Source organism: Brachybacterium sp. AOP43-C2-M15, from assembly GCF_052446295.1.
GTDB lineage: Bacteria > Actinomycetota > Actinomycetes > Actinomycetales > Dermabacteraceae > Brachybacterium.
Window position 1 is genome coordinate 1 of record NZ_JBQSWB010000027.1, and the last position, 16,147, is coordinate 16,147.

12 protein-coding genes are annotated in these 16,147 nt (G+C 70.3%); 5 read left to right on the top strand and 7 right to left on the bottom strand.

The genetic code is table 11. The features are described 5' to 3' along the window. A partial coding sequence (locus ACT3SP_RS17900; protein ID WP_444588643.1) for a hypothetical protein occupies positions 1 to 716 on the top strand: 716 nt, incomplete at its 5' end. Positions 717 to 769: 53 nt separating this feature from the next. Beyond that, complete coding sequence (locus ACT3SP_RS17905) at positions 770 to 2,506, top strand: heparinase II/III family protein (protein ID WP_444588644.1); 1,737 nt, start codon at positions 770 to 772, stop codon at positions 2,504 to 2,506. Positions 2,507 to 2,570: 64 nt separating this feature from the next. Here the strand turns inward: ACT3SP_RS17905 and ACT3SP_RS17910 are convergent, their stop codons facing one another. The 3 genes from ACT3SP_RS17910 to ACT3SP_RS17920 all read right to left on the bottom strand — a co-directional run bounded on the left by ACT3SP_RS17910 (position 2,571) and on the right by ACT3SP_RS17920 (position 7,811). Beyond that, entirely contained in the window at positions 2,571 to 4,895 is a 2,325-nt protein-coding gene (locus ACT3SP_RS17910; protein ID WP_444588645.1) for a glycosyltransferase, read from the bottom strand. Further along, positions 4,892 to 6,145, bottom strand: a complete 1,254-nt coding sequence (wecC, locus tag ACT3SP_RS17915; RefSeq protein WP_444588646.1) for a UDP-N-acetyl-D-mannosamine dehydrogenase — start codon at positions 6,143 to 6,145, stop codon at positions 4,892 to 4,894. The genes ACT3SP_RS17910 and wecC overlap by 4 nt, the downstream gene beginning before the upstream one ends. A gap of 193 nt (positions 6,146 to 6,338) precedes the next feature. Further along, complete coding sequence (locus ACT3SP_RS17920; RefSeq protein ID WP_444588647.1) at positions 6,339 to 7,811, bottom strand: glycosyltransferase; 1,473 nt, start codon at positions 7,809 to 7,811, stop codon at positions 6,339 to 6,341. Positions 7,812 to 7,913: 102 nt separating this feature from the next. Here ACT3SP_RS17920 and ACT3SP_RS17925 point away from each other — a divergent pair, with 102 nt between their 5' ends. From ACT3SP_RS17925 to ACT3SP_RS17935, 3 genes are all read left to right on the top strand, one after another. Next, entirely contained in the window at positions 7,914 to 8,960 is a 1,047-nt protein-coding gene (locus ACT3SP_RS17925) for a hypothetical protein (RefSeq protein ID WP_444588648.1), read from the top strand. A 159-nt stretch (positions 8,961 to 9,119) separates the two neighbouring features. Continuing rightward, positions 9,120 to 9,602, top strand: a complete 483-nt coding sequence (locus tag ACT3SP_RS17930) for a pyridoxamine 5'-phosphate oxidase family protein (RefSeq protein WP_444588649.1) — start codon at positions 9,120 to 9,122, stop codon at positions 9,600 to 9,602. A 3-nt stretch (positions 9,603 to 9,605) separates the two neighbouring features. Beyond that, positions 9,606 to 11,147: an SDR family oxidoreductase gene (locus ACT3SP_RS17935; RefSeq protein WP_444588650.1), complete on the top strand. Its 1,542-nt coding sequence runs from the start codon at positions 9,606 to 9,608 to the stop codon at positions 11,145 to 11,147. An 85-nt stretch (positions 11,148 to 11,232) separates the two neighbouring features. Here the strand turns inward: ACT3SP_RS17935 and ACT3SP_RS17940 are convergent, their stop codons facing one another. The 4 genes from ACT3SP_RS17940 to ACT3SP_RS17955 all read right to left on the bottom strand — a co-directional run bounded on the left by ACT3SP_RS17940 (position 11,233) and on the right by ACT3SP_RS17955 (position 16,109). After that, a complete protein-coding gene (locus ACT3SP_RS17940; RefSeq protein ID WP_444588651.1) occupies positions 11,233 to 11,808 on the bottom strand; it encodes a hypothetical protein in 576 nt (191 codons plus the stop codon). Next, positions 11,805 to 12,968, bottom strand: coding sequence for a helix-turn-helix domain-containing protein (locus tag ACT3SP_RS17945; RefSeq protein WP_444588652.1), 1,164 nt, complete (start codon positions 12,966 to 12,968; stop codon positions 11,805 to 11,807). Before ACT3SP_RS17945 ends, ACT3SP_RS17940 begins: the two co-directional genes overlap by 4 nt. Positions 12,969 to 13,040: 72 nt before the next feature. Continuing rightward, the gene (locus ACT3SP_RS17950) at positions 13,041 to 13,361 is read right to left on the bottom strand and encodes a M23 family metallopeptidase (RefSeq protein ID WP_444588653.1); all 321 of its coding nucleotides are present in this window, start codon (positions 13,359 to 13,361) and stop codon (positions 13,041 to 13,043) included. Between the two features lie 696 nt (positions 13,362 to 14,057). Continuing rightward, positions 14,058 to 16,109, bottom strand: coding sequence for an acyltransferase family protein (locus ACT3SP_RS17955; protein ID WP_444588654.1), 2,052 nt, complete (start codon positions 16,107 to 16,109; stop codon positions 14,058 to 14,060). Positions 16,110 to 16,147 lie beyond the last annotated feature (38 nt).

Below are 16,147 nucleotides of genomic sequence, written 5' to 3' on the forward strand. Positions count from 1 at the left end.
ATGTTCGGGAGCCGCACAACGAGACCAGCATCGTCATCGCCATGGACCCCGGGTTCTATCGGACCTATGCGCCGATGCTGCTCTTCTACGCTCAGCAGATGCCGGATGTGGACTACACCTTCCTGCTCTGCGGCGATGAGGAGGACGCTCGATCCACCCTCGCCGATGGAGAAGGATTCGCACGCTCACTCGCTCGCCTCAACCGGAGCGGGTCCCCGATCAACGTGCACTATTACCGCATCCCGATTCCCCCTGCCGTGATCGACCAGATCACGTTCTACGCCTCCGCCCGGTTCTTCGCGCCCGAGATGCTCCTGGAGCGCTACTCGAGCGTCTATCTGATGGACGCAGATCTCGCCACGGATGTCGATCCCCGCGAGTATCTGCGCAAGGTCTCCCCACTCACCTTCGCCCTGCCCAGCATGACGGGATTCGCTGCGCTGCATCCCTGGCGCCGGTATCTCGCGGGCAACGTCGCGCTCCAGCAGCGCGTTCTCGGCACGCCCGTGCTGAATGATCTGCAGAACTATCTCGCGTACGGTCTGACCCAGCCGCACAGCTGGACGCTCGATCAGAACGCGCTGGCCTACACCGTCGAGCGGAACCCGGAGCACTTCACCGACCTCCGATCCCAGGACCGTCCCTTCTACCAGCCGAAGTTCAGGCTGGTGTGGGAGCGGAGACATCGGGAACAATCCGATGACGATCAGGGGTAACGGGTTCCGTACACTGAGGCGACCCACCAGTTCTCTTCATCGGAGGAACGTCCGTGCCTTCCCAGAACGTCACGTCCGTCGAGGACCTCGATCTCGGCGTCGCAGAGCGCCAGGCCTTCGGCACGGTCTACGGCAAGCCGGCGAAGCATGAGACGCTCACCAAGCTCGTCAAGGCCGGCACCCTCCGCCTTCCGCCGCACCCGAACTGGACAGGGGACGTCACGGACTGGAAGGCCGACCCCTATAAGGACCGCAACTGGCAGTTCCAGCACCACACCCTGCGTTGGCTGAACCCGCTGCGGTGGTCCGCCCTCGAGGGTGACGAGGCAGCAGCCGAGGAATGGCGCCGTGTCGCGAAATCCTGGGGCGCGAAGAACATCCCGGCGAAGAAGGCCCCGGGGCTCTTCGCCTGGAAGGATATGGCCGACGGCAACCGCGCCATCCAGCTGAGCCTCGGTGCGCCCCTGATCAGGCCCGAGGACGACTGGTACATCCCCCTCCTCCAGTACCACGTGGACTGGCTGATGGACGAGGCCAACATCGTCAAGAAGAACCACGCGCTGCATCAGCATTCAGGGCTGGTGGTGGTCGCCGCACTGCTGCGTGATCGCCGCGCGCTCAACACGGCGTATGACCGTATGGCGAAGCAGTTCAAGTCCACCTTCGACGCCCAGGGCGCGAATGACGAGGGCGCCGTCGGCTACCACGAGATGAACCTGAAGTGGTGGACGCAGGCCTGGGCACGCATCGAGGCGGAAGGTCTCAAGATCCCCTCCTTCGCTGCCGCGCGGCTCGAGGCCGGACGCACCGCGCTCGCCCAGATGGTGCTCCCGAACGGCATGCTGCCTCAGATCGGCGATACGAAGCGCGTGGCGGTGTCTCGGGGTCTCGGACCGCACGTCGAATATGTCGCCACCCAGGGGAAGGACGGCGAGGCGCCCACGGAGACTGCCGTCGCCTATGAGCGCGGCTATGTCGTCTCCCGCAGCGGATGGGGACAGGAGCGCCCTCTGGCCGCGGAGTCCCACATGATCCTCCGGTTCGGCCATGACGTGCTCTCGCACTCTCATCAGGATCGAGGCGGAGTCCACATCTACTCGCGCGGCCGCCCCTGGTTGAGCGACAGCGGCTACTACAGCTACCAGACGGGCGACGCGACGCGGAACCACTTCCTCTCGCAGGATGCGCACAACATCGCGCGTCTTCCCGAGCAGGTTCACTCCCTGCGCGCCGAAGTGGAGCTGGAGCGCTTCACCGCCACGGAGGCGGTTCATGATGCCGTGGTGCGTGACCATGGATACCAGGACGTCGAGATGCGGCGACGCGTCCTCTACCTCACCGGCCCTGACTGCTGGATCGTCTGGGACGAGGCGTCCGACCCGACCCCGATCGAACAGAACTGGATCGTTGATATTGGGGTGCTGTCCCGTCGCCACGATCGTGGCTTCGAGCTGCGATCCGATGACCAGACGATGAACATGACGTGGCTCGGCACGGTGCCGGCCCTGTCGCGGCATGTCGCCAAGGAGGGCGACCCCCACGCCTGGATCGCCACGAAGTGGAAGACCCTCGAGGCGGCCACCCTCCTCACGGCTGTGTCGTCCCGCAACCGAAAGCGCTCGGTGGTGCTGATCGCTCCCTCGGCCCCCCAGGAGCTTGCGGTGATCCGTTCCTACGTCTCGACGTCCGGCCAGCTCAGCGCGATGCTGATGCGGGGTCCGCGGGTGTGGTCCGTGCAGATCGAGGGTGAGGACGTCACCATCACCGAGGTCGAGCGCAGCTGGGACTGACGTCGGCCGGGCCGAGGTCAGGGACGGCCTCTTGCCCCTGCACGTCGGTCCCGGTGGAGGGCCTTCACCCCCGCGGCCCCTCGGCGAGCTCCGCGTAGGTCTCCGCCACGATGGTGGAGATCTGTCGCCAATCACGGTTCTGCACGACCCATTCCCGGGCTTGGGCGCCCAGGCGACCCACCAGCTCCGGATCGTCGAGCAGCCGGCGCAGCTCTGCCGTCAGGCTTCCCGCCTCGCCCTTGGCATGCAGCAGACCGTTGGCGCCCGGGGTGACGATCTCCGCGAGGGCGGCGACGTCCGAGGCGACCACGGCCTTGCCCATGGCCATCGCCTCGAAGGGCTTCAGCGGTGAGACCATCTCGCACACCGGCAGGGGCAGGCGCGGGAAGGGCGTGATGTCCACGAGCGAGTAGTACCGTTCGACATCCTCATGGGGGACCCGACCGGTGAAGGTGATGACTCGGTCCAGCCCGTCCTCGCGCACGCGGTCGCGGAACGACTCGAGCTCGGCGCCGTCCCCGACCAGCAGGACATGGAAGTCATCGCGCTCCGCGGCGAGGGTCGCCGCCGCGTCGATGAGCAGTCCCAGGCCTTCGTAGTCCAGGATCGATCCGACGTATCCGATCACGGTCTTCCCCTGGACCCTGAGCTCGCGGGCGAGCTCCTCGTCGCGGGGGATCGGGGTGAAGCGCTCGGTGTCGACCCCGTTCGGCAGCACGGTGATCTTCTCTGCCTCCACCCCGCGCCGCACCATCTCATCGCGCAGAGCGCCTGTGATCGTGAAGACCCGGGTCGCGCCCTTGGCCGCGTCCGACTCCATCCGGGCGATGTACTTGTACATGTTGCTCGCGGCCCACTCGGGGTTCCGTGAACCGCGGGTGATCTCCCACAGGCCCCGGATCTCATAGATCGAGGGCAGCCCCAGCTTCCGGGCGACGCTCACGCCGGTGAGCCCGTTCCAGTGGTTCGACGCGGCATGGATGATCGCCGGATGGTCACGTCGCGCGGTCTTCTCCAGCTCGTTCGAGTATCGCCCGACGTAGTTGAACAGCGGGTTCTTCTTCTCGATCTGCCGCCCGGTGAGCAGGCGCAGGTAGTCGACCCCGTCGATCACCTCATGCTCGGGGACATCGGGGATGTCCTCCTTGCCCGGCATGTCATAGGGGTAGCCGAGCCGCGTGACGCCGTCGACGTCCCATCCCGCGTCGTTGAGCTCCCGGAGGAGACCGTGGGTGCGGGTCGCGTACCCCGCGGAGTGGTGGGGCAGCGAGTTGTGCAGCAGGTAGAGGACCCGGTTCCGGACCGGTTCGAACACGGGCTCCGCCCGGTCCTTCGGGAGAGGGAACCCCGTCTTGCCCAGCTGGTAGTTCGTGGGTGCTGCGGTCGTGAGCTGCTTGCGCAGGGACAGCGCCCAGGCATCGTCCGGTCGGGCGCGGAGGTAGGCGTTGACGTAGGGGAGGGACTTCTTCTTCCGCCCTGCGGTGATCAGTCGCCGGATCTCGCGGCGCACGGCCTCTGCCGGGACCCGGGAGTCCTCGGTCTCGGCGAGCAGGGCCTTGGCGCTCGAACGGTTTCCCCGGGCGAGCATGACCTCCAGGTGCGCGGAGCGCAGGTCCGCAGAGGTCAGGGCTAGGTCGGCACGGATCGCCTCGAGGGCGGCGCCGTCGGGCTCGCCGGAGTCGGCGGCCGCGTTGATCCGGACGATCGCGCGGGCCACCGGATCCGGGCTCTCGCCGATCCGGGCGAGGAGCTCGGTGTACCCGTGGGCGATCGCGTAGTGCGCCGCAGCGCGGTGCTGGCCCGGCGCGGCGCCGGCGCCGGCGTCGGCGCGCAGTCGCTTCAGCGCCCAATTGATGCGCTTGCGGGGCAGGGCCAGGCCACCGACGAGATCCAGGTAGCGGTCGACGTCTTCCACCTGGGAGGCATCCGCCGCGAGGACGAGCGCGAGGAGCGCCTCCGCCCCGGGGCGGTCGCCCCGGGCCTCGAGGGCGTTCGCGCGGTCACGGAGAGCCGGGACCTCGAGGTCGCCGTCACCGGCGGACTCGAGGAGCGCGCCGATCGCGGCAGCGGCCGGGCCTTCTCCCCGGGCCTCGAGGAAGTCGGCGAGATCGCGCAGCGGCATCGGATCGCACCGTGAGGCGGCGACCGCTTCGCGGAACTCGCCGAGGGACTTCTCCGCGAGCTTCTCGTCGGCCGTCGTGGCAGCGGTCTCCGCGTGGGCCCGTGCCGCGCGCAGCAGGGCGCGGGCGCCTTCCGGCAGCTTCATCAGCTCGGGATCCCGGGCCGGGACCTCCGGGTCAGGGGTCGGCGTCTCCGGACGGACCGGGGTGCGGCCCAGAGCGCGCTCGACGCGACGCTTCCAACGGTTCGTCCCTGAGGCAGGGGTCATCGCCACAGCCCCTTCGTGTCGATCAGCACGGTCTCCTGGAGCTTGTCGCGGTCGAACTCGGCGAACGGTGCGTGGTCGACCAGCAGCAGCACGATGTCGGCGCGCTCCACCGCATCCTCCAGGCCGGCGAGCTCGACGTTGTCCCGCCCGGCGAGCTCCGGCGGGAGCTCGTCGATGTTCGGCTCGACCACCAGCACGGTGCCGTCGGCGAGGCTGTTCGCGAGGTTGATCGTGATGTTCTTCGACGGGGATTCGCGCAGATCGTCGATGTCCGCCTTGAAGGCGATGCCCAGCGCCGCGACCGTCGGGGTCTTGAACCGGTCGGCGTGCTTCAGGACCTTGTCGAGCACGATCCCCGGCTTGGAGTCGTTGACGTTCCGCGCGGTCGTGATGAGCTTCGAGAACTCACGATCGGAGGAGACGATGAACCAGGGGTCCACGGCGATGCAGTGCCCGCCCACCCCCGGGCCGGGGCTGAGGATGTTGACCCGCGGGTGGTGGTTGGCGAGCTTGATGAGCTCCCAGACATCGATCCCCTGGCGGTCGGCGATGATCGAGAGCTCATTGGCGAACGCTATGTTGACGTCGCGGAACGCGTTCTCGGTCAGCTTCGCCATCTCGGCCGTCCGGGCGTCGGTGAGCAGGAGCTCCCCGTGGCAGAAGCTCGCGTAGAGGTCCCGGGTGAGCTCGGAGGCCTCGGGAGTCATGCCGCCGATGATGCGGTCGTTCTCGACCATCTCGATCATGATGCGTCCGGGCAGCACCCGCTCCGGGGCATGGGAGAAGTACAGGGAGTTCCTGAGGTTCGGCTCCATGGTGAACTCGGGGCGAGCCTCGAGGATCACCTCGGCGAGGTGCTCCGTGGTCCCGGGGGGAGAGGTGGACTCGAGAACGATGAGCTCACCGCCCGTCAGCTTCGGGGCGATCCCGTGCGCGGCCGCATCGATGTACGAGAGGTCCGCGTCGTGGTCGCCCTTGAACGGGGTCGGGACGGAGACGATGTAGGCGTCCGCCACCGGGGTCTCGGTCTGTGCCGAGAACTTTCCCTGCGCGACCACCCCGGCGACCACGGACTCCAGGCCCTCCTCGACGAAGGGCACGCGGCCCGCGTTGATCGCCTCCACGTTCGCCTGCTTGACATCGACGCCGACGACGCTCTTGCCGGCCTGGGCCAGCACGGCCGCAGTGGGCAGGCCGATGTATCCGAGGCCGATCACACTGACGCTGTCGAGGGGGACGGACGGACTCATCGAATACTCCTTGGAGCGGGGGAGGGACGGGGTCCGTGAGGTCGGACCCTGGCCCACGGTAGTGCCTGTGCGAGTGCTGGACAGAGCCCCGTCTCACAGTTCACGGACGCTCCAGGTCCCTGTGCCCGAGCAGGGCGGGGATGGCGCCCCGTCGGGTGATGTCCTTCACCCGCGTCTCGGCGCCAGGTCGGTCTCAGCGGAGGAGGTCCGTGTACGCCTCGGCGATCGTCGCGGCGATGCGGCGCCAGTCCCGTTCGGCGACGACCCACCGGCGGGACTGCGCGCCGAGGCTCGCCATCAGGGCGGGATCCTCCAGCAGGGTCCTCAGCTGTTCGGTGAGGGACTCGGCCTCGCCCTTCGTGTGGAGGAGCCCGTTCGTCCCGGGGGTGACGATCTCCGCGAGGGCGGCGACGTCGGAGGCGATGACCGCCTTGCCCATCGCCATGGCCTCGAAGGGCTTGAGCGGGGAGACCATCTCGCACACCGGCAGCGGCAGGCGCGGGAAGGGGGTGATGTCGACCAGCGAGTAGTACCGCTCGACCTCCGTGTGCGGGACGCGCCCGGTGAACGTGACCACGTCGTCGAGCCCGTCGGCCGCGGACTTCGCGCGCAGGCTCTCCAGGGCGGCGCCGTCGCCGACGATCAGCACATGGAATCCGTCATGGAGGCGGCGCAGGGCGCGGACCGCGTCGAGCAGGAGGTCGAGTCCTTCGTAGTCGACGACGGAGCCCACGTACCCGATGACCGTCCTCCCGCTCACGCCCAGGCTCTCTGCGAGCTCCTCGTCCCGTGGCGTCGGGGTGAAGCGGTCCGTGTCGACGCCGTTGGGGACCACGGTGATCTTCTCCGCGTCGACCCCGCGATCGACCAGCTCCGACTTGAGGGCTCCCGTGATGGTGAGCACCCGGGAGGCCCCGGAGGCGGCGTCCGACTCCATACGTGCCAGATAGCGGTACTGGTCGCTGCGGCCCCACTCGGGGTCGCGGGAACCGCGCGTGACCTCCCAGAGGCCGCGCACCTCGTAGACCGACGGGATGCCGAGCAGCCTGCCCGTCTTCACCGCGGCCAGGCCGTTCCAGTGGTTCGAGGCGCCGTGGAGAATCGCGGGACGCCCGGCCCGAGCCAGCGGCAGCAGCGCGTCCGTGTACCGGGCCACGTAGTCGAACATCGGGTTCTTCTTCTCGATCTGCCGTCCCGTCAGCAGGTGGTGGTAGTCCACCTCGCCCACGATCTCGCTCGGGGGGAGATCGGGGACCTCCGCCATGCCGGGCATGTCGAAGGGATAGCCCAGACGGGTCACGCCGTCCACGTCCCAGCCGATGCGCCCGAGCTCGGTGAGCAGCCCGTGCGTCCGCGTCGCGTACCCGCCGGAATGGTGGGGGAGCGCGTTGTGGAGCAGGTAGAGCACGTGGTCGGGGCGGGGCTCGTACTCGGGCTCGGCGCGCATCTCCGGCAGGGGGAAGCCCTCCCGGGCCAGGTCGGAGTTGCGCACGACGACGGGCTTCCCGCCGCCGGTGCCGCGGGGAGTGTTCGTGAGCTGCGAGGGCTTCGCTCGCCGTGACTCCTGCCGGCTCCACCACAGGCGGAACTCGGACACGCCCCCGTTGCGCAGGTGCCACAGACCCTTCCGCAGGAACTCCACGCGGGTCGACAACGGGTTGGGCACAGGGGACCTCCAGGCAGGGGACGCGAACGAGGCAAGTCTAGAGTCCCGCGCCGACCGGTACTGTGGCACCGGCAAGGACTGCGGATCGACAGGAGAACGGCGATGCCCGAGACGGGTCCCGGGTCCGCAGGATCCCGTCGCACCTGGCTCGCCGGCGGCGCCGCGCTGCTGGTGGCGCTCGCGGTGATCATCGGGATCGCAGTCGTCCGCGGCGGAGGCGACGGCGACCCATCGGCCACGTCACCGTCCAGCGCTGCCCCGTCGCCACCTCCGTTCCCGGCGGCGCCCGTTTCCCATGCCGACGTCGCCACCCTCACCGTGCCGGAGGAGACCCGCTTCGCGCAGAGCACCTTCTGGGCCGAGGCGGGCACCACCTATGCGGTGACGATGGACCTGCGGAGCACCAAGCCGGAGGGCAGCGGGGGCCGCTCCATGTACCTCGGTGTCACCCTGAGCTGCTCGCCGCAGGCGGGCGGCCCCGGCATCTCCGTGGGCGGCACCCAGAACATGCTCACCGGCGAGGAGACCGAGTACCGCAACCAGGGGCTGATCAGCGTGCCGGAGGACGGGCCGATCGACTGCAGCATCAAGGCCTCGGCGCCCTACGACGACGTCGCCTCGGACGGCACCACCTTCGCGATCGACGGCACCTGGCGGGCCGAGCAGGCCGAGGACGGCGCCACCGAGGCTCCGGAGGACGGCCTGCCCCGGAACCTCGCGGACGACGCGGTGGACGACGTGCTCCTCGCGGAGGTCCCGCTCGAGGAGCTGGGCGAGGGCGAGCTGCGGGCGCTGGCCTCGCTGCACCTGACCACGTGCACGATCGTGAACGGGTCCCGGGAGGATGACCGGGCCTGGTGCTCGAAGGACGATCTCGACGAGGCCGGCAGCACAGCGAGCGTGGAGCTACGTGCCGAGCTCGTCGACGCCGGGGGAGAGGTGTGCGAGGTGCTCGGGGAAGAGACCACGGAGCCCGACTACATCGACCTCTACCGCCACCACCGCCTGCTGTCCCTCGAGCTCGTGGAGACCGTGCCCGGCACGCCCTGCGGGGACACCGTGCGCGTCTCGGCGAGCGTGCACAACGACGGCCCCGCGCCGCTGGTCGTGCACCGCTCCAATTCCTCCCTCGTGGTCGTCGGGGAGTGACGCCCGGGAACCGGGCGGGCGTCCCGGGACCATCCCCGGCACCCGCGTTGCCACCGCCCCCTTCCACCCGGTAGGCCCCGCACACCGGATGCCCGGCACGGAGGCGTATCGTCCGGAGCCCACATGAGCACCGCTCATGCCCCGGACGAAGGAGGAGCGATGACCACCGACGAGCTCAGCCAGGACACGGTCGTGACGACCCTGCGCGACAGCCGCTTCGTCATGCTGACCACGGCACTGCCCAGCGGCAAGCTGCTCTCCCACCCGATGACCCCGCAGCAGGTCACCGACGACGCCGACGTGTGGTTCTTCCTCAGCGCCGCGGGCGACCAGGCCGACGCGCTGCGCGCCGGCCCCGAGGTCAACATCGCCATCTCCGAGGCCGGTTCGTGGCTGTCCGTGGCCGGGCACCTCGAGTACGTCGATGACCGGGCGAAGCGGGACGAGCTGTGGGACGGCCAGCTGGAGAGCTACTTCCCCGGCGGCAAGGACGATCCGGACCTGCGCCTGGTCCGCGTGATCAGCGACTCCGCCCAGTACTGGGGCATGCCGGGCGGGAAGGTCTCCGCCCTGGCCCGCATCACCAAGGCGAAGGTGACCGGCGAGCGGGCCCCGGGCGCCAGCGGCACCGTGGAGCTCTGAGCCGTGGCCCCCGCCCCTGACGTCGCCGCACCCCGAGTCCTCGTCACCGGCGCGAGCGGCTACGTCGGCGGGAGGCTCGTGCCCGAGCTGCTGGACGCGGGCGCGGAGGTCCGCGTCCTCGGCCGGCACGCGGCCTCGCTCGAGGCCTGGGACTGGTCCGCGCGCAGCGAGGTCGTCGAGGCGGATCTGCTGGACCGCACCGCGGTGCGGCGCGCCCTCGAGGGCGTCGACGTGGTCGTCTTCCTCGTTCATGCCATGGGCGGCGGCCGCGGGTACGCGGAGCGGGAGGCGCGCATGGCGCGCATCATGGCCGACGAGGTCGCCCGGGCCGAGGTCTCCCGGATCGTGTACCTCTCGGGACTGCACCCGGACGGCGACGACCTCAGCGAGCACATGGCCTCCCGCGAACAGGTCGCGAAGATCCTCACCCAGGGCGAGGTGCCCACCCTCGTCATCCAGGCGGCCACCGTGATCGGCGCCGGCTCCGCGAGCTTCGAGATCATCCGCCACCTCGCCGAGCGCCTGCCCGTCATGCCCGCACCGCGCTGGGTCCAGAACCGGATCGAGCCCGTCGCCGTCGCCGACGTGCTGCACTATCTGCGCGAATGCGTGATGGCGCCGGGTCACCTCGAGGGCGCCTACGAGATCGGCAGCGGCGAGCGGGAGCTCCGCTTCGCGGACCTGCTCACCGGGTACGCGGAGGTGGCCGGGCTGCCGCGGCGGCGGGTGATCCCGCTGCCCGTGCCCGCGCCGCTGCTGTCGGGGATGTGGATCGGTGCGATCACCCCGATCCCGCCGCCGCTCGCGATCCCGCTCGCGCAGTCGATGCAGCACGAGGCCATCACCCACGGCCGCCCGCTCAGCGAGCTCGTGCACGCCCCGGACGGCGGCCCCACCCCCTACCGGGAGGCGGTGCGCTCCGCGCTCGACCAGCAGAAGCGGGGCGACCTCGCCTCCACCTGGGACGCCGACGTCGCGATGGGCGCGGGGGCGCCGTCCTCCCTGCCCCCGGACCCGGACTGGGCCGGCCACACCGTCTACACCGATGAACGCTCCCACACCGACGAGGGCGTCGACCCCGCGGCGGTGTGGCAGGTCATCGAGGGCATCGGCGGGCAGGCAGGCTGGTACTCCAGCCCGCTGCTGTGGCGCCTGCGCGGCCTCGCCGACCGCGCCGTCGGCGGGTACGGACTCGCACGCGGGCGCCGCGACCCCTCCCACCTGAGGGTGGGCGATGCCGTGGACTGGTGGCGGGTCGAGGAGATCGAACCCGGCCGGAGCCTCACCCTGCGAGCCGAGATGCGGATGACCGGGCGGGCCTGGCTGCAGCTGAGCGTCGAGCCGGGGGCCGCCGAGGAGGGCGAGGCGACGGCCGGGCCCGGAGCCGCGCACGCGGACTCAGCCGGCGCCACGTACCACCAGCGCGCCGTCTACTTCCCCGACGGGCTGCTGGGGCGGCTGTACTGGTGGGCGATCGCCCCGTTCCACGCGGTCGTGTTCCCGGCCATGGCCCGCAACATCCTCGCGGAGGCGCGGCGGCGGTGAGGGGGTGATCGCATGGTGACCCATGGATCGGCTCAGTGGTGCCGAGGGATCAAAGGGCCGAAAGGGCGTGGCGGTCCTGGAATGGTCACAGGAGGTTCCTCGCCGGCTCGATGCACGGTCGATCTGCGGCCTTCATCGCCTGCTGCAGTGAACCCGATTCGGCCTCGGAGATCTTCTGCGCAGCCACACATGATGCGAGAACATCAGCGGAAGTGACCGGCACGAAGCAGCGCCCGCCTGCGAACGAGGCGGGGTTCGAGTCAGCGTCATGGGTGCGCCAGCAGAATCGGACGAAGGCCTTGTCCTCGGTGAGGCAGATGATGGTGTCGCCGATGGCGGCGATGTCGCTCCATATGGCTATCGCCTCGGACTCCCCGACGTGTGCCCGCGGATCCTCGGCGATGCCTCGAAACGCCCTCTCCCGGATGAAGTGGGTGGTGGATCGCTGAGAGGGGGTCGGTCTCACCGCATCCCCGAAGATCTCGTGCAATGCATCGTGCGCGTCAGAAATGTGGTGCAGCACCTCTTGCTCTACTTCGAGCCCCCACTCTGCCCGGCTCGGTGCCAAAGCTGCTCGGCCCACGAAGCTGCTGATCAGATCGATCCTGCCGATGGCGTGGAAGTTCCATACCAGCGACGTGTCCGGGACCAGGAACCTCACGAGGGAATCCCCAGCTGATCGAGGAGCTCTTGCGTGCCCTCGTCGAGCGAGACCGTCGTGCGGTCCACCGCGATCTCCTCGACGGGTACCCCGAGCATCCAGGCGAGGACATCCGGGGGAGCGTCCCCGGCGCGGACCAGCTGCTCATGCCGGTCGACGAGCCGGGCCGGATAGGACGGGGCGCTCCAGACGTTCGAGCGCACGTCTCCGTGCACGTTGCGCCACAGCAACGTGATGTCACCCTGCCGGATGTGCTCGGGCGGGCCCTCGACCTTGTTCTGGGAGCACCGGATACGTGCCGTGTGCAGGCCCGCGCCGTGATCCCAGAGGAACTCGGCGAGATCCGGCAGGGGGAGAGCGGAGAGCTCGGAGGACCGGACGTCATCGCGGCTGAGAACCACGTCGCCGGCGAAACCGTTCGCGAACTTCTCGAACGCGGCCTCGCCCGCGCCCGAGTGCTGGCCCATCCAGGAGACGGCCCCGAAGAGCAGATGGGCGAGCTCGTGGAAGATCCCGAAGAGGGTGGAGTACCAGGCCCCCGAGCGCTCGACGACGATGACGTGTGCGCCGGCGATCTGCAGGGCCTGGGCGTTGACGCGGTGAGCCCCGGCGACGTCGGCGACGACGAGGTCGATGCCGAAGTGGTCCGTGAGGAAGTCCTCGACATCCTCGACGGGGTCGTTCCCCGATGCGAGCCAGTCCTGCCAGAGCTGCTGCACCGCCGTCATGGCCGGACGGATCTGCGGGTATTCCGTGGGCAGGTTCTCGGCGTCGAAGGAGTCCGTGCCCACCCCCTCCCGGAACCGGTCGAGGCGCACGTCGGCGGTGAAACCGGCCTGGTGGTACGCCAGCACCACGTTCTCGATCTGCTCGCGCATCGCCTCGCTCGGCTTCTCGTGCGCCCCGGAGCCCTCGTCGAAGGTGTGCCGGAACCCGAAGCGGGGGGAGAGCGAGCTGGGGGCGCCGCTGATGAGCCAGTGGATGTCCACCGAGAGGGCCTCACCGATCGCCGCGAGCTCCCCGGTGGAGAAGGTTCGCGTTCCTCGGAGCGACTTCGACAGCTTCGTGGGGTCCAGGCCGATCCTCGCGCCGAGGGCGCTCTGGGTCATGCCCGCAGCCCGCAGACGCTGCTGGACGCGGTCGGAGATCGTGGCGTTCATGGCGTCACCCTAGGAAGGGGTTGCGATTATCGCAATGATGTCATGAAGGGAGTCTCCTCGCCCCGCGCCACCTCACCCGTCCACAACGAACAGCTCCTCGTTCGCCGGCACCCCGCGCTGCACCGCACCGCCCGTGTCCCGGTACTCCCACTCGAACGGCAGGCCGTGGGCCGTGGCGATGTCCTCGCCGTCCATGAGCTGGAAGTGCACGTGCGGGTCCGAGGAGTTGCCGGAGTTGCCGCACTCGGCCAACTGCTGACCGGCCGTGACCCGGTCGCCCGGCGCCACCTGCAGCGAGCCCCGACGCAGGTGCGCGAGCACCGCGACCACGGTGCCGTCGGGCCCCTCGCCCCGACGGGCGTTCCCGTCGGCCGCCCCGGAATCGGAGCCCACGCTCGACGGGCCCTCGCCGTCGGCCGCACCGCCGGCTCGGCGCGCAGCAGCACATGGTTGCCCAGCAGGTGCCGGGGCGTGCCCAGGCTGCGCACGAACCCCTCGAGGACCAGGTACACCAGTCCCAGCGGCGAGAGGCGCGTGAGGTGATCACGGCTCGTGCCGCGCACCTGCACCACGACGCCGTCGAACGGGGCGAGCACCGGGCGGCCGAAGGAGGGGAACTCCTGCGGGCGACGCATCGGCGGCCACAGCGCGTCCATCGCACGGGGCGGCGAGCCCTCCGGCTCGTGGGTGATGTCCAGGGCGTAGGTCTGGGCGAGGGCGTGCGTGTGCGAGGGGACCTTCGAGGCGGGGGAGTTCAGCCCGCGCCAGCGCCCCGTGACCGGCACCCCGATCGGCAGCGGCGCGCGCTCGCCGGAGGGGCGCTGGACGCGGCTGCGCAGGAGCTGCCCCGCAACTCCCAGCACCAGCAGCGCGATCCCCAGGAAGTACGCCGGGCCCAGCCCGCGGTCCAGGGAGACAGTCACGATGATCAGCACGGCACCGAGAGCGATCGCGGGTCCGGTCAGTCGCAGCAGGAGGTGCACGGGAAGCCTTGTCGCCGAAGGGGCAGGGGTGACTGCACCGTACGGGCTCGGCCCGGGTCAGGCGAGAGGGCGGCGGCAGCGCGGCCGACGGGGCGGCCGTTCCCGCTCACGCGAGCGAGGGCTCGATCTGCTCCCACATCGGCTCGGCGAGCTGCCGGCTGAAGGTCTGGGTGAGGTGGTGGCCGTCCCGATAGGCGACGGTGTCCCCGATCACCGACGGGCAGGTCTCCTGGTTGCACAGATACTCGGTGAGATCCATCCGTCGGGCGCCGCCGGCCGTGACCGCATCCTCCTCCGCGCGCTGGAGGGAGGTCTCGAAGGCGTCCTGGCGCGGCTCCGCGCACCGGTCCGCGGTTTCGGGATGCTTGGCCAGGCAGTGCGGGGGAGTGCGCTCCTGGTGCGGGACCTCGCCGATCACCGCGACCTCCGGGCCCTCGATCCGCGACAACGTCGAGGAGAGCCCCTCGCGCCACTGCCCGGCGACCTCCTCGCCCGTTGCGCCGCCCAGGCGGTCAGGGTTGTGGAAGCCGGCCAGGAGCACGAGATCCGGCTGCTCCTGCTCGACCCGCTCGAGCACCCCGTCCCGCCACTGCTGGCAGGCGGAGTACGGGCGGCTGAGGTGCTGCTGCTCGGTCTCCAGCGGCAGGCAGGAGTTCTTGGTGTTGCTGTCCAGGCGGATCTTCCCCTCCTGCGCGAGCTGCTCGAGCGCCGGATACCAGTTGGCCGCATGGGAGTCGCCGACCAGGAACACCAGCGGTGCCTCCTCGTTCTCGCCCACGCGGCAGCCGCCCGGATCCGTGCTCTCCTCGGAGCGGTGGCAGCCCTCGGTGTAGATCGAGGGGTTGTCCGCGGCGACCTCCTCCAGGGCGGGGGAGAGGTTCGCGGGGACGACGTCCGTGCCCGCCGGTTCGAGCTCCGCGGGCTCGTGGGCGGCGGTGCGGTCCGTGGACAGGCTCTGCTGCGAGGCGGCCAGATGGGTGCCCGCCGAGGCGAGGACGATGCCGAGGGAGGCCGTGAGCGCCGCGGCCCCGGTCAGCCACTGGGAGCGCTCGCGCAGCGCCTGCCAGCTGAGCACCGGGCGCTCCACCGTGCGATGCAGCAGCCACGCCAGCGGGACCGCCGCCGCGCCGAGCGCGAGCGTGGTGCCCGTCGCCAGCGGTTCCGCGGAGAACACCGCCGCCTGCGGGATCACCTGCAGCGGCCAGTGCACCAGGTACAGCGAGTAGGAGATCGCGCCCAGGAACTGCAGCGGTGCCACCGACAGCACCCGGGTGGCGTGCAGTCGCCCCGGGGCGGCACCGCCGAGGATCATCGCCGCGGTCGCGAGCACGGGCAGTGCGGCCGCCGCCCCGGGGAACGCGGTCGCCTCGTCGAAGGTGAACGCGACGACCAGCAGCCCCGCGAGCCCCGCCCAGGCCAGCAGCCCGAGCCGCTCCGAACTCAGCCAGCGCGCCCCGGAGCGCAGCACGAACGCCACCAGGGCGCCCACGCCGAGCTCCCAGGCGCGGGTGGGCAGGGAGAAGAACGTCCACGGCTGCGAGACGTCCATCAGCAGCACGCAGGCCACGAACGAGGCGGCCGTGAGCGCTGCCGTCATCACCAGCAGCCGCCGCTGCCGGCCGCGCGCCAGCCAGAACCCCACCGCCAGCAGCGCAGGCCAGACCAGATAGAACTGCTCCTCGATGCCGAGGGACCAGTAGTGCTGGAACACCGACGGAGTGGCCTCGGAGAGATAGTCCGTGCCCTGGAGGGCGAAGAAGTAGTTGGGCACATAGGCCGCGGTCGCGGCCGCCGCGCTCGTCACGCTGGTCATCAGCAGCGGGGACATCCAGATCCACGAGGCCACCAGGGTGAGCGCGACGACCACCAACGCAGCCGGCAGGATCCGACGAGCCCGCTTGGCGTAGAAGGCGCCGAAGCGGATCCGGCCCTCGCGCTCGAGCGAGCCCAGCAGATGAGTGGTGATGAGGAAGCCGGAGATCACGAAGAACGCGTCCACCCCCACGAACCCGCCGGAGAGCATCTCCACGCCGGAGTGGTACAGCACCACCAGCAGCACCGCGATCGCGCGCAGGCCCTGGATGTCGGGGCGGAAGCCGGGGCGCGGGGAGTTCCGGGAGGGCGCGGCGCGGGAGGCCGCCGGGGCAGGGGAGGTCACTGCGCTCCTCGGGAGGGTGTGGTGCGGGGTCCGCCTCG